Below are 17,957 nucleotides of genomic sequence, written 5' to 3'. Positions count from 1 at the left end.
GCCCATGAAACCGCCAAGGCCATGCGCGCCTTTTCGCAGTCGCTCGAACTCGTCGTCTGCGGCTCGTCAAATGCCAAAATGGCGACCTATCCTGAATGGGAAGCGGTCGTTCTCGACCATACCTACAACGAGGTCGACTACATCTCGCTGCACATGTATTTCGACAACGAAGCCAACGATGCGGCGAACTACCTCGCCATGAACGAGAAGCTCGACGCCTACATCGTCTCGGTCGCCGGCGTCATCGACTATATCAAGGCCAAGAAACGCTCCAGCAGGCAGGTCTACATCTCGTTCGACGAATGGAACGTCTGGTACCATTCCAAGCAGCAGGACAAGAAGATACTGGGCGGTAATGACGGCTGGCCCTTCGCTCCACCATTGCTCGAAGACATCTACAATTTCGAGGACGTGTTGCAGGTTGGCCTGATCCTCAACACCTTCATCCGCCGTTCCGATGTCGTCAAGATTGCCTGCCTGGCGCAACTGGTCAACGTCATCGCGCCGATCATGACGGTTCCAAATGGCCCAGCATGGCGCCAGACGATCTTTTATCCCTATCTCTTTGCCTCGATTTACGGCCGCGGCAACGCGCTCGATCTCAAGGTGGAAAGCCCCACCTACAAATCCAGCGTGGCGGGCGACGTTTCCTGTGTCGACATCACCGGCGTACACAACACGCAAACCGGCCACGTCACCTTCTTTGCCGTCAACCGGCATTCGAGTGAGGCGATCGACACCTTGATCGACCTCACCGGCTTCGGGCAAGCCGGCATCGTCGATCACCAGGTGATGACGCATGCGGATCTGAAAGCCGTCAACTCGGCAGGCAATCCCGGCAATGTCGGCCCCAGGAAAGGTGAAGGCGCCTCGATGGCCGGCGGCACGCTCAGCCTGTCGCTGCCGGCCTATTCCTACCAGATGATCCGCCTGATGCTCTGACGTCAGGCATATCGTCGAAAGAAGTGCCTGCGCTGAGGAGGAGCGTCGACGTGACGGCCGAGATCGAAATCAGGAATGTGAGCAAGAAATTTGGCGCCATGGCGGTGCTGGAGGACCTGTCGCTCTCCATCAAAGCACGCGAGTTCATCGTCTTCCTTGGGCCGTCCGGCTGCGGGAAATCGACCCTTCTGCGCATGATCGCAGGCCTCGAGACCGTCGATACCGGCGAGATCGCCATCAACAATGAGCGCATCGATCATCTGCCGCCGGGCAAGCGCGGCATTGCCATGGTGTTCCAGTCCTATGCGCTCTATCCGCATATGACCGTGCGCGACAACATGGCCTTCGGGCTGGAGAACATCGGTGTGCCGGGTGAGGTCGTCGAGGCGCGGATCAACGAGGCCGCCCGCATCCTCGAAATGCCGCATCTGCTTCAGCGCAAGCCGGGTCAGCTCTCGGGTGGCCAGCGCCAGCGCGTTGCCATCGGCCGCGCAATCGTCAAGGAGCCGAAGGCCTTCCTGTTCGACGAACCGCTTTCCAATCTCGATGCGGCACTGCGCACCCGCACCCGCATCGAACTTGCCCAGCTTCACCAACGTCTGCAATCGACAATGATTTTCGTCACCCACGATCAGGTCGAGGCAATGACGCTCGCCGACCGCATCGTCGTCATGAACAATCGCCGGATCGAGCAGATCGGGTCTCCGATGGAGATCTATGAACGGCCCGCCACCAAATTCGTCGCAGGCTTCGTCGGCGCACCGGCGATGAACTTTGTCGAGGCGACACTCGACAGATCGGGCGAGCACGCCACGGCCAGGTTTGCGGACATATCGGTCGAGACCGGGATAGCCTCCAACCAGGTGGCCGACGGCAAGTACAGCTTCGGCATCCGTTCGGAAGATGTCCGCATCGTCGCCGCCGGACAAGGCAATGCCGACGCCGTGGTCGACGTGCTCGAGCGTCTCGGCGAGCGCACCCTGATCTATGCGCGACTGGGCGATGGCCAGCAGATCGTCGGTTCGGATATCGGCAACAGCCGCGTCGCGGTCGGCAACAAGGTCGGGCTCGCCTTCGTCGGTCAGAAATCGCATCTGTTCAGCGAGACCGGCCACGCCTGGCATGCGAGGGAGGCCTGATATGGCTGACCAGCTGACGATGCCACGAACCGCGGCGCCGGCCGCCGGCGTCCGAAGCGCCGACATCCATGCGCCGCAATGGCGAAATTTCATTTTCGTTGCGCCGTTCCTGTTCTTCTTTGCCACGTTGCTGGTTTTCCCGCTCCTGTGGGGGATGTGGCTGAGTTTCCACAAGGCCGACACGTTCTCGTCTGGAGAATTTGTCGGTCTCGGAAACTATGTCCGGCTGTTCCATGACAAGGTCTTCCTGCAGTCGGTCTGGAACACCTTCTACTTCGTGCTTCTGACGGTGCCGACGCTGGCGCTGATCGGGCTCTTTCTCGCGCTTTGCCTCAACCGCCGTACGCGCACCGCCGCGGTGCTGCGAACCCTGTTCTTTTCCTCCTCGGTGCTCTCGGTCACAATCGTCACATTGATCTGGCGCATCGTGTTCATTCCCAATGTCGGCCTGCTGTCGACAATCTACGGATGGTTCGATGCAACCGCTCCGGCTTTCCTTTCCGATCCCAGCCTCGCAATGATCGGCATCGCCATCGCCACCATCTGGTGGTGCATCGGTCTGCCGATGATGCTCTTTCTCTCGGCGCTCCAGCAGATTCCCCAGGATATCTACGAAGCGGCGGTCCTGGACAATGCCAATCGCTGGCAGACGTTGCGCTCGATCACGCTGCCGTCGATCAAACGCACCTTCATCTTGGTGATCATCATCCAGATCGTGCTGCAATTTCAGCTGTTCGGCCAGGCCTGGCTGATGACGCGCGGCGGTCCGAACAACCTGACCAAGCCGATCGTGCTCTACATCTATGACACCGCATTCCGCCGCTGGGACCTGGGCCTGGGCGCCGCGGCATCGGAAATTCTCTTCATCCTCATCCTGATCGCGGCCATGGCGCAGTACCTCGTCACACGCAACAAGGGGGATCAGGCATGAGCGCTCCGGCCATTTCCATCAGGGGACGGGCATTCGGCGACCGCGTGCTGCTGGTCCTCGTCATCCTTCTGTCGATTGTCATGATCGCGCCGGCGCTGTGGGTAGTCGGCCTGTCGCTCAAGGAAAATGCCGAGCTGATGGCGGATCCGAACTCGGTGTTCCACGCGCCCTACACGCTGAAGAACTACATCAACACCGTCGGTACCTCGTCGGTTTTCCGCTGGGTGGGCAACAGCATCATCGTCGCCGGCGGGCTGACGATCGGCACGCTGGTCCTTTCCTCGCTCGCCGGCTACGGCTTCGCGCGGCTGAACTTTCCCGGTCGAAACATCCTGTTTGTGATCGTGCTGTTCGGTCTGGCGGTTCCCGAACAGGCCGTGCTCGTCGCCCGCCACCAGATCTTCAGCCTGCTCAAGTTCCACAACACCTATCACGGGCTCATCCTCCCGGGCCTGTCGGCTTCGTTCGGCGTCTTCCTGATGACCCAATATTTCAAGGCCATCCCGAAGGAGCTGGACGAAGCCGCCATGCTGGACAATGCGAGCCGGTTCAAGATTTTCTGGAAGGTGCTGTTGCCGCTCACTGTGCCCGCCCAGGCAACCCTCGGCATCTTCACCTTCCTCGGCGCGTGGAATGACTACCTGTGGCCGCTGATCTCGGCAACCAGGAAGGACATGTACACGCTGACGGTCGGCATGGCCTCGACGCAGACCAATTTCGCCCAGTCCGAAGGCATCGGCTTCCTGATGGCGCAGGCGGTGTTTGCCGGCGCGCCGATCCTGATCGTCTACCTGTTTTTCCAGAAATACATCGTCACGGCCGTCTCTGGCGCGGCGGTGAGATAACGAAATTGTCGGGGGGATGCGCCGCAGCGATTGAAGCATGACGCCAATCCAGGGTGGAGCGGCGGACACCAAGCAGGAGGAAACTGACATGAAAATGAGGAAACTATTGTTTGCCGCGCTCTCCGCGGGCGTAGCGATGCTCGCAAGCCCGAGCTTTGCCGCAACGGAGCTGACCGTCCAGCGCTTTTTCGGTGCCTGCGACGCAGATTTCGGGACCAACACCGATGTCACCAAGGCCGTCGGCGAATGCGGCATCATCACCTCGCTGATCAACAAGTTCAACGCCGACAATCCCGATGTGCATGTCAGCGTCTCCACCGTGGAATGGCCGGGCTATGACCAACTGACCGCGCAGTTCGCTTCGGGCGATGCCCCGGACATCGTCACGATCCATGAATCCGCACTTTCGGACTACCAGTCCAAGGGCCTTTTGATGCCGCTCGACGATCTCTTGAAGTCTGTCGGCGTCACGCCTGACGCATTCACCGATGCCGCGCGCAACGGTGCCACCAAGGACGGCAAGATCTACGGCCTGCCGATCGACAGCTGGACGATGCTCTATCACATCAACATGGATCTCTTCAAACAAGCCGGGCTCGTCAATGCCGACGGCACGCCGATGCTGCCGAAATCGCCGGAGGAACTGCTCGCCCAGGCCGAACAGTTCAAGCAGAAGACCGGCAAGCCCTATTTCGTTCAGAACCTGGCCAATGAGACGGCGCTCTACACGCGCAATCTCTACACTTACCTCTTTCAGCAAGATTCCGACTTCTTTGCCGATCCCAAGCACGTGAAATTGAATACGCCGGAAGCAAAGAAGGTCGTCGAGATGTACAAGGCGATCTTCGACAAGGACTACACCACCAAGGACCTCGACTACGGCGGCGCGATCAACGCTTTCCTTGCCGGTGAGGGTGGTGTTCAGCTCAACGGCACGTGGGTTGTCGGTGACAACAACGCCCAGTCCGAAACCAAGGGCACGGCGCTCAACAAGGGCGGCTATGCGGTCTACCCGTATCCGCAGCTGTTTGGCGGCGCGCATGCGCAATATGCCGACGGCCACACCTGGGCAGTCTCGCAGAAGGATCGCACACCTGAACAGACCGCGGCGATCGGCAAGTTCCTGAAGTTCTTCGCCGACAACGACTTCGAATGGTCGCGCACCGGCCACCTGCCGGCATACAAGGCCATCATTACCTCGGACGCCTTCAAGGCGCTGCCGCATCGCAACACGATCGCCGCGGTCGCCGATCTCGGCAGGCCGCTGCCGGCAGCGGTGCAGCGCCAATTTGCGATCCAGGACATTGTCGGCGAAGAGATGAGCGCTGCAGTCACCGGTCAGAAGGATGTCGACGCCGCGCTTGCAGACATGGAAAGCCGCGTCAACGAATTGCTCGCCAACCTTTGAACTGCAAGTTTATCGAGACCTCTCCCTGTGCCCTGCGGCTGGAAACAGCCGTGGGGCATTTTGTGTTGCGGCCCAAACTCAAAGCCGCTTGTCAGACGGGCGAGGGGGCCGACGAACCCCGCACGATAAGGTCGACCGGCAGCAATTGCCGGTGCTGCGAACCGTCATTGTCGAGGATCGCCTTGACGGCGAGCCGGCCCATCTCGGCAATCGGCTGGGCGACCGTGGTCAGCGGCGGCTCGGAGACCGCGCCTTCCGGCACGCCGTCGAAGCCGACGATGGACACGTCGCCCGGCACGGCGATGTCATGCTCGCGCAGCCAGTCGAGCGCATGCAGTGCCATTCTGTCCGACATGGTCAGAATTGCCGTCGGCTTTTCCGGCAGCGCGAAAACATGATCGAGGCCGGCCCGTACGCTCTCCTCATCGTTGAGCGTTTCGTAGATCGGCACCTTTGAAGCGTCGATGCCGAATTTGGAGAGTTCGGTGAGGTAACCGCGCAGGCGGTCGCGGGTGCCGGCGTAGAGCGATTTCGTCTCGATCCGCTCCCGGGTGATCGGGCCGAAGCTGGCATCGGTGCAGGGCAAGGTGAGAACGGCAAAGCGGCGATGGCCGAGCTCTGCCAGATGCCGCGCTGCCAGACCGGCGCCGGCGATATTGTCGATGCCGATCGCCGCGACCGCCTCATTTTCCGAATCGAGGTCGAGCGCCACGAAAGGCAGTTTGCGTTCGCGCGCCAATTCTACCAGCCGCGAACCGCCCTCGACGCAGAACACGATGAAGCCGTCGACAAGCGCGCTCTGGATGTTCCAGGCGAGCTGTTCGTTGTTGGCGGCGGAGACTAGTGAAATCCCGGCGCCGGTTGCGTCGCAGGCCTGCGAGATGCTGGCCATCATGACGCGGGCAAAAGGATCGTCGAAGAAGTAGGACAGTGGTTCGGCCGTGGCGACGCCAATGGCGTTGACCTTGCCGGCGCGCAGCAGCCGGCCCTTGGGATCCGGCCCGGCATAGCCCATTGCCTCAGCTGCCGCCTTGACCCGCTCGCGCACTTCTTCGCGCACGATCTCGGGCCGAGCGAAGACATTGGAGGCGGTGCCGTGCGAGACGCCGGCCGCCTTGGCGATGTCAGCCAGCCGCACCGGTCTCGTCTTCCCGGAGGTCCCCGTCTTTCCCAAGTTCATTGCCGTCATCTTCGTCTCCTGAATTGCCTCTATCTAGCACTTTCGTTGGATCGGTTCAAATTTTCCCTTGATCGAAGGGCGTGAAGGGTCTATATTTGAATCGATCCAACGAATTTTACCGACCGCCAATTGGATCGGTTCAATAGAGGAGAGTGCCATGCATCCGATGAATTATCTGTTCGAAGACATCTACGGCAATGACTGGGGCATCGCCTCCTTTGCCGCCACCCGCAAGCGCCGTGGCCAGACCGGCCCGTGGAAGCGCGACCTGCACTTCCTTGTGGAGCGCAAGCGCGGCTGATCGGCAAGGCATTTTCATGCCGGCGGATTGGATCGATTCAAATTTCCTAGGAAGGAGACCGAACCATGCATCCCGTAAAGCATCTGTTCGAAGACATCTACCGCAATTACTGGGGCATCTCGCCGGCCGCGGAGCGACCGGAAAGGCTGCGGCCGACCAAGCCTGCCAAGCGCAACCGCGACTTGCTGCCGGAACGCCGGCAGGATTGAGCCTCACTTGAGAATATCTGACGGGGCAGGGTTCTTGCCCCGTCAGGGACGTTGACGCACCAGCGCCGAGGCCGCGATCGCCAGCCAGCCTGCGATCAGCAAGCTGCCGCCGATCGGCGCCGACATCGGGAAGAGCCGCGATCCCAGGAAATCCCGGGCCAGCAGATCGCCGCAGAACAGGACAAGCCCAACGAGCAGCACCAGGCTGCCGATCCGCAAGATCCGGTTTGCGGCGGCGAGGCCGACAGCCAGAAACACCGGCGCATGCATGATCAGGAAGGATGCGGCGGTGCCCACGAAAGCGCCGCCCAGATGCGCCGATGCCGCCGACAGCGCTACGCCGCCTGCGCCGCACAGGCCGCCGGCGAAGACGAGGATGTTGGCGCTGCTTGCTGGTGCGGTCTCGGCGATACTCATGTCTCGGGCTCCGTGATTGACGATAGGCGGCTCACCCTGTCTGTCAGGATTTGCCTGATACCGCCAGCATGTCGCGTGTCCGGCGCGACTGGACCAGCCAGTTGTACACTGCACCGCCGGCCATCAGCACGGACGTGCCGAGAAACACCGCGCGCATGCCGAAATGGCCGCCGACGAAGCCGCCGAGCAGCGGGCCAGCGACCTGGCCGACATATTGCGCCGAGATCGCCAGGCCCAGCACATTGCCGCCGACGCCATCGGGAACATTGTGGCGGATGACACTGGTGATGCAGGGCAGCAGCCCGCCCAGCACCAGACCCATCAGGAAGCGCAAGCCGACGAGTTGCCAACTCTCTGTGACGAAGGCCTGCGGTATCAGCAGCATTGCCGAAACGGCAAGCGATGCGACGATGACGTTCCAGTGGCCGATACGGTCGGCGAGCTTGCCCAATCGCGACGCCGAGAGGATGGCGCCGAGTGCTGCCGCCGACATGACGACGCCGGAGGTCAGCGTCACCCGACTTGCGTCCGCGACCAGTTGCTGGACGTAGACGGTGATGATCGGCTCGATCGACATATTGGCGAAGGTGAACAGCATGCCGGTTGCCAGCATGGCCACCACCGGACGTTTGTCTGGAATCTGCGCCCAGCCACCCTTCGGCTTCTCCGTCGGTTTTGCCCGTGCTGGCGGGCGAGGGGTCTCCTTGATCAGGAAAGTCGTCGCCAGTGCCGCCAGGAAAATGACGCCGCCGGCGATCAGGAAGGTGGCGCGGATGCCGATCAGCGGCGGCAGCGCGCCGCCGAGCAGCGGGCCGACAAGGGAGCCTGCGGTGATGCCGGCCGACAGCACGCCGAGCGCCCAGCCGGAGCGGTCTTTCGGCGTCTGCATGGCGACCAGTATGGTCGAGCCCGAGGAATAGCCGCCGGCAAAGCCGATCAGCAAGCGCAGCAGCACCAGTTGCCAGACGGTCTGCACCATGCCAGTCAGCGACATGCAGATGGCCATGCCGAAACTGGCGCGCACCAGCATCACCTTACGGCCGTAACGGTCGCCCAGCCGTCCCCAGAGCGGCGCGACGAGGGCTGCGGCAAAGAAGGTGGCACCGAAAGCGATGCCGGACCATTGCACGATCGCCGCATGGCCGACGGCGCCCAGTTGCTCGACATAGAGCGGCAGGAACGGCAAGAGCAGCGTCATCGCCACAAGTGTGCTGAACGAGCCGGCAAAGCACACGAAAAGGTTGCGCCGCCAATGCACATTGTAGGCGGAGGGCGTGTCGGTCGCCTGCACTGAACTGTCCTGCGGCATGTGATGTCCTGTCCGCTTGCTGCGGATACCGTTTTGGGATACCAGAGTGGTATCCGTCTTGAACGCAAGCTTTGCCGCTGTCAATGCGGCGCTCTGAAACGTGATCGGCCAGACCTTGATGCGAGGCCGGTCGCCAGCAGCGGAACGAAAAATGTCGCAGATGCAGGCCGTCGAAAAAGCGCTTCGCGAGATGATCCTCGGCCTTGAGGTCGGTCCCGGCGAGCGGCTGACGGAACGCTGGATCGAGAGCCGCTTCGGGGCCTCTCGCACGCCGGTCAGGGCAGCGTTGCTGCGGCTCGAGACGGAAGGGCTCGTCTGCCGCGACGGGCGCGGCTGGACGGTGTCGCCGATCAACCTCGCCGAACTCGAACAGATCGCGGTCTACCGCGAGGCGGTCGAGGTCGCGGCCGTCAGGCTGACCTCGGCACTGGCCGACAGGAGCGCCGTCGATGTTGTCGAGGCGATGCTGGACTCCTGCGACGCCGCCACACCGCGCGAGGAATGGCACCGCGTCGGCATGGATTTCCACATCGAACTGGCGCGGCTCTCCGGCAACGAGTTCTTGTTCAGAGCGGTGCGCGATGCGATGACGCGGCTGTCGCGGGCGCGCTGGCTGGAGGTGCGCGACGAGGCTGCCATTGGCCGCGCCTGGAGCGAACATCATGCCATTCTGGCGGCGGTGCGGGCAGGTGACGCCGACGCAGCGGCAGCGCGGCTTTCCGCCCATATTGTTGGCAGCCGCGACCGCCTGGTGACGTCGCTGCACAATGACCGCCGTGGCCTGCGCGCCAGGGGATTTGCCGTCGTCGCCGCCTGATAAGAATCACGAAAACGATAGAACGCGGACAAGATCGTCTTTTCCGCCTCGCTTCGCGCACGCCGATGGCGTAAGGAGCGGCCATGGAAAACAACCGGTTTGAAACGCCCGTGACCGTAAAGTCGGCCACGGGGGGAGCCAATCAGCTCCTGCGCACGGCCCGCGAGGCGTCCGATTACCTGCTCAACAGCTGGCCTGGCAAGCGCAGCCCCAAGCACCGCGAGGCGCTGCAGGCCTGTCATGATGCGATTGCCGGCGACAAGCCCGCGATGATCGCAAGGCGCGCCTTCATAGCCGCGGCGCGCGAAGTCAACGTCTTCGTCAGCGACAAGGCCGCCTGATCGCAGCGGCTCCGGCCCGTTGCGGGGCCGGATCTCTCCCGTCCTGTTTGGCTATTCTTCCGTTTCAGTATCGGTTTCGGAACCGGCCTCGTTCTCAGGCTTGGAACGCTCCTTGGCTGCGACCTTGGCGGCAAGCTTCTCCGCCTTCTTGGCGGCCTTCTGCCGGTCGCGCTCCTTGCGTTCCTGACCGTAGTTCGGTGGTCGCGCCATATCGTTTCCTTTCGCTGTACCTGATCCTGCCTAGAAGCATTGGCCGGCAAACACAACAGCGCCGGGAGGGCAGATGCCAGCGGTTCTGGACTTGCGTGATGGCTAACACAATGGTTTAGAAAAGGCTGCGGGACAGTTGCTGGAGCCGCCGCCGACCGATTTCGAATCAAAACGACCGATGGCCACGCTTCAAAGAAACGCACAGAAGCTGATCTATTATGCGCGCAACGCCATGCGCGACATCGCGCCGCCGGTCCTGTTCCGGCGTCAGCTCGGTCGTCTGCTCGATCAGGCCAGGCTTTCCGATGGATCGGTCCGCCAGCGGCTCAACTACTACAACGCGCTGCGGCAGCCCTTCATACCCAGCCCCGAGGCTGTGCCGGTCAGCCGGCTGCCAACGGACCGCAGCATGTACTATTACGATCTGAAGGAGTTCACCCGCTATTTCGATCCGGGTCTGCGCATCGACCTGGAATTCGGCGACGTCATTGAAGTGCCGAAGATGCCGTCGATCGTCAAGGACCGGCCGATCATCGGCGACAACGGCAACGGCGTCCTGTTCAAGCTGAACAAGTTCCGTCATTTTCACATGCCGGCCGACGATGTCGCCTTCGCCGACAAGCATCCGCTCGTCGTCTGGCGCGGCGAACTCAACAATCCGATCCGCACCCTGCTGCTGGAGGCCGCCCGCGACCTGCCGATCTGCGATGTCGGCACGCCAAGGGCAACGGCGCCTCCGGAATACCGCAAGCCTTATCTCAGCATCGATCAGCAGCGACGCTACCGCTACATCATCTCGCTCGAAGGCAACGATGTCGCGACCAATCTGAAATGGATCATGAGTTCGAATTCGCTCTGCCTGATGCCGCCACCGACCTATGAGACCTGGTTCGCCGAGGGCCAGCTCGAGCCCGATGTCCATTATGTGCCGCTGGCGCCCGATTTCAGCGATCTGGCCGAGCGGGTGCACCACCTCGAGAAGCATCCGGCCGAAGCCCAGCGTATCGTTGCGGCGGCCAACGCCTATTGCCGCAAATTCACCAACGAGCAGGCCGAGCAGGCGATCAGCTTGCTCGTGCTCTACAAATATTTCGTGCTCAGCGGCCAGATCGAGCCCGATCCGGAGGTCTGGCGGTTTATCGCGGGCTAGCGTCAGATGGCGCTGCGGTCGAGCACCAGATCGGCTGGACCGAACCGGTCCTTCGCCGTGAACTGCTGGTGCCAGTAGGGATAGAGCACCTGCGGCCGGCTGACGGCATCGAGACGGTCGCGTTCGTCAGCGGTGAGGGCGAGTGCTGCTGCGGCAAGATTGTCCTTCAACTGGGTCTCGTTGCGGGCGCCGATCACCAGCGAGCTGACGGCCGGCCGGCCGAGCAGCCAGGCAAGCGCCACCTGCGCCGCCGAAACGCCGCGTGCCGCACCGATGTCGACCAGCACATCGACGATCCGCCACAGCAGGTCCTCGTCGCGGATCGGCGGTTCCGACCAGCCGCCGAGCTGGCGCGCGGTCGGGCTGTCACGGCGGTATTTGCCTGACAAAAGGCCACCGGCGAGCGGGCTCCACACCAGCACGCCAAGGCCCTGGTCGACCGAGATCGGCAAGAGTTCATATTCGGCTTCGCGCGCTTCCAGCGTGTAGTGGATCTGCTGGGTGACGAAGCGCGGCTGGTGCTGGCTGTCGCTGATGCCGAGCGCCTTCATCACCTGCCAGCCGGAATAGTTGGAGCAGCCGACATAGCGGATCTTGCCCTGGGCAACCAGCGTGTCGAGCGCCGACATGGTTTCCTCGAGCGGCGTCGTGCCATCCCATTCGTGCAGGAAATAGATGTCGATGACATCGGTTCTGAGGCGCTTCAGGCTCTTCTCGCATTCGCGGATCAGATGATGGCGCGATAGGCCTTCGTCGTTCGGGCCCTTGCCGATCCGCATGCGCGCCTTGGAGGCGATCAGCACATCGTTCTTGCGCTTGCCGCCGAGCGCCTCGCCGATGATCTCTTCCGACAGGCCGTTCGAATAGACATTGGCGGTGTCGATGAGGTTGATGCCGGCATCGATGCAGGTGTCGATGATGCGCGATGCCTCCGCGAGATCGGAATTGCCGACGGCGGCGAACGGCCCGCTGCCGCCGAAGGTCATGGTGCCCAGCGTCAGCGTCGAAACCTTCAGGCCTGAACGGCCAAGCGTGCGGTATTCCATATCAGATCCTCGTGATTTTAGTGGGGGAGGCAGATTTAGCAGGGAAGGGCGGGAAGCCAGAACGGGTCCGCCATTTGTAGGACAATTTGAGCGGCTTGTCGCCATGCCACGGCGACGGTTTGGCAATGCCTCGCCGATCTGTGCCGTGATCGACCGGCCGGCGGCTTGCAATAAAACCGTCATTGCCGGCCTATATCAAGTCGGCTCAGGGTTTCATGTCAGTCGGCAAGCGGAGCAGTGGAAATGACCGAGTTGAAGCAGAATTCTCCAGCCAGGGATTGGCTCGAAGCCGAACTCGCCGACACACTCGACGAAGACTATGAGCTGGAAATGTCGGAGCCGGCGCTGTCGCTGGAGATCGCCAAGATCTACAAGAACGCGCATCCGCCATCGATCGATCGCATGCAGTATTTTCGCGACCTGATCAGCCTGCAGTCGGAACTGATCAAGCTGCAGTCCTGGGTCGCCTATCACAAGAAAAAGCTGGTGGTGATTTTCGAGGGCCGCGATTCCGCCGGCAAGGGTGGCGTCATCAAGCGCATCACCCAGCGCCTCAACCCGCGCATCGCTCGTGTCGTGGCGCTGCCGGCGCCGACGGAGCGCGAGAAATCGCAATGGTATTTCCAGCGCTACGTGCCGCATCTGCCGGCCGGCGGCGAGATTGTGCTGTTCGACCGCTCCTGGTACAACCGCTCCGGCGTCGAGCGGGTGATGGGCTTTGCCGACCAGGATCAGGTCGAGCAATTCTTCCACGACGTGCCGGAGTTCGAGCGCATGCTGGTCCGCTCAGGCGTCACTTTGGTCAAATACTGGTTCTCCATCACCGACGAGGAACAACAGATGCGCTTCCTGATGCGTATCCACGATCCGATGAAACAGTGGAAACTGTCGCCGATGGATCTGCAGTCGCGCGTGCGCTGGGAGCATTACACCAAGGCCAAGGAAGAGACGTTTGCCCGCACCAATATTCCCGAGGCGCCGTGGTACATCGTCGAAGGCAACGACAAGAAGCGGGCGCGGCTGAACTGTATCGACCACCTGCTCAAGCAGATGCCTTACGAGGACGTGCCGCACGAGGAGATCACGCTGCCCGAGCGGGTGTTCAATCCGGAATACGAGCGCCAGGTGCTCCCGCGCGAGCTTTACGTGCCGGAGAAGTATTGAGCATTCTTTCCTTCTCCCCGTTTCACGGGGAGAAGGTGCCCGAAGGGCGGATGAGGGGCAGCGCTAACCTAAGGATTGGGTGCCCCCTTGCTGTCGCTGCCATGCTGGCCACTCAATCCCGAACCGGCGCGCCGCCCCTCATTGTCCTGCCGGACATTTTCCCCCCTTGCGGCCGTGAACGGGGAGAAAGAGGCCTGCACTAACCCCGCTTGATCGTCACATGCGTGGCAAGCTCCGTCGCCACCTGTTCGGTGCACTGATAGCCAAGCTTCAGCATATCCAGGCCGGCAAACAGGTTCTCGCCCTTGCCGAGCAGCACCGGCGAGATCGCCAGGTGCATCTCGTCGATCAGCTTCTCCTGGAGATACTGCCGGATGGTCGAGACGCCGCCGCCCACGCGCACATCCTTGCCGCCAGCCGCTGCCTTGGCTTGTTCGAGCGCCGAATGAATGCCGTCGGTGACGAAGTGGAACACCGTCCCGCCTTCCATTTCGATCGGATCGCGCTTGTAATGGGTCAGCACGAAAGTCGCCACATGGTAGGGCGGGTTGTCGCCCCACCAGCCTTTCCAGTTCTCGTCCGGCCACTCGCCGCGGATCGGCCCGAACATGTTGCGGCCGAGGATCCAGGCGCCGACATCGTCGAAGCTGCGGACGGCGAAGTCATCGTCGGTGTCGGTGGTGCCGCCTTCCTTGCCCATCACCATCTTGCGAAAGGTGCGGGTGCCGATCATCCATTTATGCAGATCTTCGCCACCGACGCCGAGCGGATTTTGCAGAGTCTGGTCGGGACCGGCGCCGTAGCCGTCGAGCGACAGGGTGAATGCATTCACACGAAGTTTGGACATGAGAGCCTCCGAGGTAACCGGTCGTATTTGCGAGTGGTTGGCTTTTAATCACACTGGTTGCAGTTTGCAAGCGGTTTTTGTGGGGACTACTCAACATTAGGTTATGCTAATACTTGACGGCGAAGGCCACTGCGTTAACCTCCGGTGATGCCCTGAGCCGGGGAGCGCACGAGATGAAGGCGTATCGGGTCGAGACGATGGACGGAGATGTCGTCCAGGAGAGTCAGGAAACGCAGGCCAGTACACCGTTTGGAGCAGCCGAAAAGGTGATCGGCCGTAAGGTCACCTTGCGAGGGGACGCCGGTAAATGGATCCGCGTGGTTGACCTGACAGACAGGGTCCCGACGCGGCGTCGCCCCAGCACCTACGAATATAGAGCGCTTGCGCGGTAGGTCAGCAAATTTGCGGCGCCTATGACGGCAAGCCGGCCTCAGGCCGCGACGCGCTTCGGCATCACCGCAAATGGGCTCAGGCCGAGCCAGGTCTGCATCTTGCCGGCGACATCGAGATCGCCGGTCAGGCTGATCTTGTCGCGTTCCTTGTGCACCGTCGTCAGCCCCATCCAGATCGAGGTCATGGTGCACAGGTCCGTCGAGACATAGAGATCGACGTCGAAGCCCGGATCGTACCAGCACAGATCGACCTCGCCCCGCTTCTCGACGATCAACCACCACGAGCGTTTCGACGCCGGCAGGTCATGGTACAGGAATTGTATCACGGTGCGCCCGTCCGGCAGCGGACTGGGGTTCAGGTTGCGCCGCATGTCCCACATCAGCAGCGATGGATCGAGATTCCTGAGCGAGAGCCTGGCCTCGACCCATTTCTGGCCCCAGAACCCCATCGCCTCGACCACCGGGCGCAAATCCCGACCCGCCTCGGTCAGCCGGTATTCGAACACACCCTTCTCGGATTCGATCTCGGTGCGCTCGACAATGCCGCCGGCTTCAAGGTCCTTCAGCCGTTGCGACAGAAGAGTTGGCGACATTTTCGGTACGCCGCGGCGCAGGTCGTTGAAGCGGGTCGATCCCGCCACCAGTTCGCGCAGCAGCACCATGGTCCAGCGTGTGCACAACAACTCAGCCGCCATGGAGAGCGGGCAGAACTGCTTGTATCCGGCTTGTGTCATGTGGCGATCTCCAAATGATGTTGCCGGACCTTATTCAGAAAACCGGCATCCAGCCAGTACAGAAGCTGTACCGGCACCCCTGGTACAGTTCGGTGACTGGAGCGGTTCGGCACTGGCATGCGAGGCAGCGGTCACGTCGCCGGGCAGTCCGGCGCCGATCCATGAGGAGTTAGACAATGACCGCTTACGTGATCGCAGACATCAAGGTGAAGGACGACAAATGGGTGCCGGCCTACGCCGCTTCGGTGCACGACCTCGTGCACAAGCACGGCGGCAAATATCTCGCCCGCAGCGGAAATGTGAAGACGCTCGAAGGCAAGCCGCTCGACACCAGCCTGATCGCCATCATGGCGTTTCCGTCGGCAAAGGCAGCCGAAGCCTTCACCAACGATCCGCAATACGCCCCGTTTGTGGCAGAACGCCAGAAGGGCAGCGACAGCCGCTTCCAGCTGATCGACGATACCGATCTGGCCGGAACGATCCCTTATTTGCCGAAGGCGTAAGGAAAGGCCGGAACCCGGGCTTTCCGGGTTCCGGCTATCTCTTCAGCGTTCCTGTGGGCAAAGCCTATTCCATCGACAGGATGAGATTGCGCACGGCCGGATAGATTTCGCGCTCCCAGCGCTTGCCGTTGAAGACGCCGTAGTGGCCGACATTGGCCTGCAAATGATGGCGCTTCAGATGCGGACGCAGCGACCGGCACAATTCATGCGCTGCCGAGGTCTGACCGAGGGCGCAGATGTCGTCGCGCCCGCCCTCGACGGTCAGCAGCGCCGTGTTGCGGATCGCGCCCGGATCGACCGGGCTGCCGCGGAACGTGAACGTACCGGTGGCGAGCTCCGCCTTCTGGAACACGCGGTCGATGGTTTCGAGATAGAATTCTTCGGTGAGGTCGAGCACCGCCAGATACTCGTCGTAGAAGGTTTTTATCTTCTCGGCCTCGGCGGTCTCGCCGGCCGCCAGATGGTCATGCAGTTTTTGCTGGGCCTTTTTGTGGCGGTCCATGTTCATGGCCATGAACGCGGCAAGCTGCAGAAAGCCCGGATAGACGCGGCGTCCGCCGCCGGCATGGCGCCACGGCACGCGCGAAATGACGGAACTCTGGAACCACGCCAGCGACTTGCTGACGGCGAATTCGTTGACCTTGGTCGGACTCTCGCGCGGATCGATCGGCCCCGCCATCAGCGTCATCGAGCGCGGTGTCGCAGGGTGCTTGTCCTCGGACATGACAGCGACGGCGGCAAGCGCCTGGACGCAGGGCTGGCAGACCGCCAGTATGTGCGCGCCCGGGCCAATCGCTTCGAGAAAGCGGATGATGTAGTCGACATGGTCGTCCACGCCGAAGCGGCCGGCGACGAGCGGTACGTCACGGGCATTGGCCCAGTCGGTAATGTAGACCTCGTGGTCTTCCAGCAGCGTCTCCACCGTACCGCGCAGCAGCGTCGAGAAATGACCCGACAAAGGGGCGATCACCATCACCTTGGGCTGGCGCGTATCCATGTCCTTGGCGAAGCGCAGCAGCGTCCCGAACGGCAGCTCAAGCGCTGTCTCGACGGTGACCGGCACGTCGCGATTGCCGACCCTGACGGATCTGATGTCGAAATCCGGTCGCGTATGGGTGAGCTTGAAGCGGCCGATCATCTCCAGCCCGGCGGCAAGACGCTGCTTTACGCTTTCACCTGAAACCATGCCGCTCATCGCCGAGCGCAAGAGATCGGCGAAAAAACGCGACGGGGCGATGAGGTCGTCCTGAAGCTGGTAGGCCTGGTACAGCATCGAGATGCATCCCGTTCCGAAGCCGCCATGTGGCAGTGCAAAAAATCTAGTGCAAAATTTTGTGCATTGCGAGAGGATTGTTGCCGGCAAAGGGGCCTGGAGAGGCGACGGCATGACCAAGGCGATGTTGACGATTTCGTCGAAGAACTATTCTTCCTGGTCCTTGCGTGGCTGGCTACTCTGCCGCATGGCCGGGCTGGAGTTCGAGGAGAAGCGCATCGACATCGATGACCCCGAACAACGGCAGGAATTGCTGCTCCTGTCGCCATCGGTGCTGGTGCCGCGGCTGACCCATGACGGGGTGACGGTGTGGGACACGCTGGCGATCGCCGAATATCTGGCCGAGACCATGCCGGATGCCGGCCTGCTACCTGCCGAGCGCGTGGCGCGCGCGCATTGCCGCGCGGTATCAGGCGAGATGCATTCAGGCTTCCACAATTTGCGCTCGGCGCTGCCGATGAGCCTGAAAGCCCGGCACAAGAGCTTCAAGATCTTTTCCGGCGCGCGCCCGGACGTGGAGCGGATCAAGACGATCTGGTCCGAATGCCTCGCAGCCTATGGCGGGCCGTTTATGTTCGGTTCCGCGCCGACCGTGGCCGACGCGATGTATGCGCCGGTCTGCACCCGTTTCCGCACCTACGCGGTAGAGCTCGAAGCGCCACACGCGGGCTATTGCGAGGTGATCCTCGACTGGTCGCTGATGCAGGAGTGGACGCGGGACGCGCTTGCCGAGCCCGAGGACATTATCGAACTCGACGTGGAGTTTTGAGAACGCTGGAGCAGGGCGGCCGCGGCTGCC

21 protein-coding genes are annotated in these 17,957 nt (G+C 61.9%); 13 read left to right on the top strand and 8 right to left on the bottom strand.

Translation table 11 applies throughout. The features are described from left to right. The 5 genes from ACWGTI_RS12120 to ACWGTI_RS12100 form a co-directional block, all read left to right on the top strand. Nucleotides 1-942 (top strand): alpha-L-arabinofuranosidase C-terminal domain-containing protein (locus ACWGTI_RS12120; RefSeq protein ID WP_454587312.1); only part of this gene is annotated, 942 nt, incomplete at its 5' end. Between the two features lie 50 nt (nucleotides 943-992). After that, nucleotides 993-2,081, top strand: a complete 1,089-nt coding sequence (locus ACWGTI_RS12115) for an ABC transporter ATP-binding protein (protein WP_454587311.1) — start codon at nucleotides 993-995, stop codon at nucleotides 2,079-2,081. Between the two features lies 1 nt (nucleotide 2,082). Next, complete coding sequence (locus ACWGTI_RS12110) at nucleotides 2,083-3,012, top strand: carbohydrate ABC transporter permease (RefSeq protein ID WP_454587310.1); 930 nt, start codon at nucleotides 2,083-2,085, stop codon at nucleotides 3,010-3,012. Next, nucleotides 3,009-3,857, top strand: coding sequence for a carbohydrate ABC transporter permease (locus tag ACWGTI_RS12105; protein WP_454587309.1), 849 nt, complete (start codon nucleotides 3,009-3,011; stop codon nucleotides 3,855-3,857). The genes ACWGTI_RS12110 and ACWGTI_RS12105 overlap by 4 nt, the downstream gene beginning before the upstream one ends. A gap of 94 nt (nucleotides 3,858-3,951) precedes the next feature. Beyond that, the gene (locus ACWGTI_RS12100) at nucleotides 3,952-5,265 is read left to right on the top strand and encodes an ABC transporter substrate-binding protein (protein ID WP_454587328.1); all 1,314 of its coding nucleotides are present in this window, start codon (nucleotides 3,952-3,954) and stop codon (nucleotides 5,263-5,265) included. A 91-nt stretch (nucleotides 5,266-5,356) separates the two neighbouring features. Here ACWGTI_RS12100 and ACWGTI_RS12095 read toward each other — a convergent pair whose 3' ends face one another. After that, nucleotides 5,357-6,454: a LacI family DNA-binding transcriptional regulator gene (locus ACWGTI_RS12095; protein ID WP_454587308.1), complete on the bottom strand. Its 1,098-nt coding sequence runs from the start codon at nucleotides 6,452-6,454 to the stop codon at nucleotides 5,357-5,359. A 148-nt stretch (nucleotides 6,455-6,602) separates the two neighbouring features. Between ACWGTI_RS12095 and ACWGTI_RS12090 the strand changes: the two genes are divergently transcribed. Together ACWGTI_RS12090 and ACWGTI_RS12085 are read left to right on the top strand one after the other, a co-directional pair. Then, complete coding sequence (locus tag ACWGTI_RS12090) at nucleotides 6,603-6,746, top strand: hypothetical protein (protein ID WP_454587307.1); 144 nt, start codon at nucleotides 6,603-6,605, stop codon at nucleotides 6,744-6,746. 65 nt (nucleotides 6,747-6,811) lie between these two features. Beyond that, nucleotides 6,812-6,955, top strand: coding sequence for a hypothetical protein (locus ACWGTI_RS12085; RefSeq protein ID WP_454587306.1), 144 nt, complete (start codon nucleotides 6,812-6,814; stop codon nucleotides 6,953-6,955). Nucleotides 6,956-6,997: 42 nt separating this feature from the next. On the opposite strand, the gene ACWGTI_RS12080 is transcribed toward ACWGTI_RS12085, so the two are convergent. Together ACWGTI_RS12080 and ACWGTI_RS12075 are read right to left on the bottom strand one after the other, a co-directional pair. Next, nucleotides 6,998-7,372 (bottom strand): DUF423 domain-containing protein, encoded by a 375-nt coding sequence (locus ACWGTI_RS12080; RefSeq protein ID WP_454578678.1) that lies wholly within the window; start codon nucleotides 7,370-7,372, stop codon nucleotides 6,998-7,000. Nucleotides 7,373-7,415: 43 nt separating this feature from the next. Continuing rightward, on the bottom strand, nucleotides 7,416-8,681 hold the full coding sequence (locus ACWGTI_RS12075; RefSeq protein ID WP_454587305.1) for a multidrug efflux MFS transporter: 1,266 nt from the start codon (nucleotides 8,679-8,681) through the stop codon (nucleotides 7,416-7,418). 151 nt (nucleotides 8,682-8,832) lie between these two features. Between ACWGTI_RS12075 and ACWGTI_RS12070 the strand changes: the two genes are divergently transcribed. Next, nucleotides 8,833-9,498, top strand: coding sequence for a GntR family transcriptional regulator (locus ACWGTI_RS12070; protein WP_454587304.1), 666 nt, complete (start codon nucleotides 8,833-8,835; stop codon nucleotides 9,496-9,498). An 83-nt stretch (nucleotides 9,499-9,581) separates the two neighbouring features. Next, nucleotides 9,582-9,839, top strand: a complete 258-nt coding sequence (locus ACWGTI_RS12065; RefSeq protein WP_454587303.1) for a DUF982 domain-containing protein — start codon at nucleotides 9,582-9,584, stop codon at nucleotides 9,837-9,839. Between the two features lie 51 nt (nucleotides 9,840-9,890). Here ACWGTI_RS12065 and ACWGTI_RS12060 read toward each other — a convergent pair whose 3' ends face one another. Then, the gene (locus tag ACWGTI_RS12060) at nucleotides 9,891-10,049 is read right to left on the bottom strand and encodes a hypothetical protein (RefSeq protein WP_454578681.1); all 159 of its coding nucleotides are present in this window, start codon (nucleotides 10,047-10,049) and stop codon (nucleotides 9,891-9,893) included. Nucleotides 10,050-10,227: 178 nt separating this feature from the next. Between ACWGTI_RS12060 and ACWGTI_RS12055 the strand changes: the two genes are divergently transcribed. After that, nucleotides 10,228-11,199, top strand: coding sequence for a glycosyl transferase family 90 (locus ACWGTI_RS12055; RefSeq protein ID WP_454587302.1), 972 nt, complete (start codon nucleotides 10,228-10,230; stop codon nucleotides 11,197-11,199). 2 nt (nucleotides 11,200-11,201) lie between these two features. Here the strand turns inward: ACWGTI_RS12055 and ACWGTI_RS12050 are convergent, their stop codons facing one another. Then, complete coding sequence (locus tag ACWGTI_RS12050) at nucleotides 11,202-12,245, bottom strand: aldo/keto reductase (protein WP_454587301.1); 1,044 nt, start codon at nucleotides 12,243-12,245, stop codon at nucleotides 11,202-11,204. Between the two features lie 243 nt (nucleotides 12,246-12,488). Between ACWGTI_RS12050 and ppk2 the strand changes: the two genes are divergently transcribed. After that, the gene (gene ppk2, locus ACWGTI_RS12045) at nucleotides 12,489-13,409 is read left to right on the top strand and encodes a polyphosphate kinase 2 (protein ID WP_454587300.1); all 921 of its coding nucleotides are present in this window, start codon (nucleotides 12,489-12,491) and stop codon (nucleotides 13,407-13,409) included. 199 nt (nucleotides 13,410-13,608) lie between these two features. On the opposite strand, the gene ACWGTI_RS12040 is transcribed toward ppk2, so the two are convergent. Together ACWGTI_RS12040 and ACWGTI_RS12035 are read right to left on the bottom strand one after the other, a co-directional pair. Beyond that, nucleotides 13,609-14,256 carry a dihydrofolate reductase family protein gene (locus ACWGTI_RS12040; RefSeq protein WP_454587299.1) on the bottom strand — a complete coding sequence of 216 codons (648 nt, stop codon included), beginning with the start codon at nucleotides 14,254-14,256 and terminating at the stop codon, nucleotides 13,609-13,611. A 430-nt stretch (nucleotides 14,257-14,686) separates the two neighbouring features. Continuing rightward, nucleotides 14,687-15,382, bottom strand: coding sequence for a winged helix-turn-helix transcriptional regulator (locus ACWGTI_RS12035; RefSeq protein WP_454587298.1), 696 nt, complete (start codon nucleotides 15,380-15,382; stop codon nucleotides 14,687-14,689). A gap of 176 nt (nucleotides 15,383-15,558) precedes the next feature. Between ACWGTI_RS12035 and ACWGTI_RS12030 the strand changes: the two genes are divergently transcribed. Next, nucleotides 15,559-15,885: a DUF1330 domain-containing protein gene (locus ACWGTI_RS12030; protein WP_023693250.1), complete on the top strand. Its 327-nt coding sequence runs from the start codon at nucleotides 15,559-15,561 to the stop codon at nucleotides 15,883-15,885. Nucleotides 15,886-15,949: 64 nt separating this feature from the next. Here the strand turns inward: ACWGTI_RS12030 and ACWGTI_RS12025 are convergent, their stop codons facing one another. Then, the gene (locus ACWGTI_RS12025) at nucleotides 15,950-17,158 is read right to left on the bottom strand and encodes a polyhydroxyalkanoate depolymerase (RefSeq protein ID WP_454587297.1); all 1,209 of its coding nucleotides are present in this window, start codon (nucleotides 17,156-17,158) and stop codon (nucleotides 15,950-15,952) included. A gap of 112 nt (nucleotides 17,159-17,270) precedes the next feature. On the opposite strand from ACWGTI_RS12025, the gene ACWGTI_RS12020 reads away from it, so the two are divergent. Then, nucleotides 17,271-17,927 (top strand): glutathione S-transferase family protein, encoded by a 657-nt coding sequence (locus ACWGTI_RS12020; protein WP_454587296.1) that lies wholly within the window; start codon nucleotides 17,271-17,273, stop codon nucleotides 17,925-17,927. Nucleotides 17,928-17,957 lie beyond the last annotated feature (30 nt).

The organism is Mesorhizobium sp. ArgA1 (genome assembly GCF_053714375.1).
The sequence above is the reverse complement of the archived record's forward strand: the minus strand, read 5'-3'. Positions and strand labels throughout refer to the sequence as shown.

Excerpts from the sequence above, each read along its gene's own strand:
- ACWGTI_RS12110 (WP_454587310.1), top strand. The coding sequence starts at position 2,083 with ATGGCTGACCAGCTGACGATGCCACGAACCGCGGCGCCGGCCGCCGGC.
- ACWGTI_RS12105 (WP_454587309.1), top strand. The coding sequence starts at position 3,009 with ATGAGCGCTCCGGCCATTTCCATCAGGGGACGGGCATTCGGCGACCGC.
- ACWGTI_RS12100 (WP_454587328.1), top strand. The coding sequence starts at position 3,952 with ATGAGGAAACTATTGTTTGCCGCGCTCTCCGCGGGCGTAGCGATGCTC.
- ACWGTI_RS12095 (WP_454587308.1), bottom strand. The coding sequence starts at position 6,454 with ATGACGGCAATGAACTTGGGAAAGACGGGGACCTCCGGGAAGACGAGA.
- ACWGTI_RS12090 (WP_454587307.1), top strand. The coding sequence starts at position 6,603 with ATGCATCCGATGAATTATCTGTTCGAAGACATCTACGGCAATGACTGG.
- ACWGTI_RS12085 (WP_454587306.1), top strand. The coding sequence starts at position 6,812 with ATGCATCCCGTAAAGCATCTGTTCGAAGACATCTACCGCAATTACTGG.
- ACWGTI_RS12080 (WP_454578678.1), bottom strand. The coding sequence starts at position 7,372 with ATGAGTATCGCCGAGACCGCACCAGCAAGCAGCGCCAACATCCTCGTC.
- ACWGTI_RS12075 (WP_454587305.1), bottom strand. The coding sequence starts at position 8,681 with ATGCCGCAGGACAGTTCAGTGCAGGCGACCGACACGCCCTCCGCCTAC.
- ACWGTI_RS12070 (WP_454587304.1), top strand. The coding sequence starts at position 8,833 with ATGTCGCAGATGCAGGCCGTCGAAAAAGCGCTTCGCGAGATGATCCTC.
- ACWGTI_RS12065 (WP_454587303.1), top strand. The coding sequence starts at position 9,582 with ATGGAAAACAACCGGTTTGAAACGCCCGTGACCGTAAAGTCGGCCACG.
- ACWGTI_RS12060 (WP_454578681.1), bottom strand. The coding sequence starts at position 10,049 with ATGGCGCGACCACCGAACTACGGTCAGGAACGCAAGGAGCGCGACCGG.
- ACWGTI_RS12055 (WP_454587302.1), top strand. The coding sequence starts at position 10,228 with ATGGCCACGCTTCAAAGAAACGCACAGAAGCTGATCTATTATGCGCGC.
- ACWGTI_RS12050 (WP_454587301.1), bottom strand. The coding sequence starts at position 12,245 with ATGGAATACCGCACGCTTGGCCGTTCAGGCCTGAAGGTTTCGACGCTG.
- ppk2 (WP_454587300.1), top strand. The coding sequence starts at position 12,489 with ATGACCGAGTTGAAGCAGAATTCTCCAGCCAGGGATTGGCTCGAAGCC.
- ACWGTI_RS12040 (WP_454587299.1), bottom strand. The coding sequence starts at position 14,256 with ATGTCCAAACTTCGTGTGAATGCATTCACCCTGTCGCTCGACGGCTAC.
- ACWGTI_RS12035 (WP_454587298.1), bottom strand. The coding sequence starts at position 15,382 with ATGACACAAGCCGGATACAAGCAGTTCTGCCCGCTCTCCATGGCGGCT.
- ACWGTI_RS12030 (WP_023693250.1), top strand. The coding sequence starts at position 15,559 with ATGACCGCTTACGTGATCGCAGACATCAAGGTGAAGGACGACAAATGG.
- ACWGTI_RS12025 (WP_454587297.1), bottom strand. The coding sequence starts at position 17,158 with ATGCTGTACCAGGCCTACCAGCTTCAGGACGACCTCATCGCCCCGTCG.
- ACWGTI_RS12020 (WP_454587296.1), top strand. The coding sequence starts at position 17,271 with ATGACCAAGGCGATGTTGACGATTTCGTCGAAGAACTATTCTTCCTGG.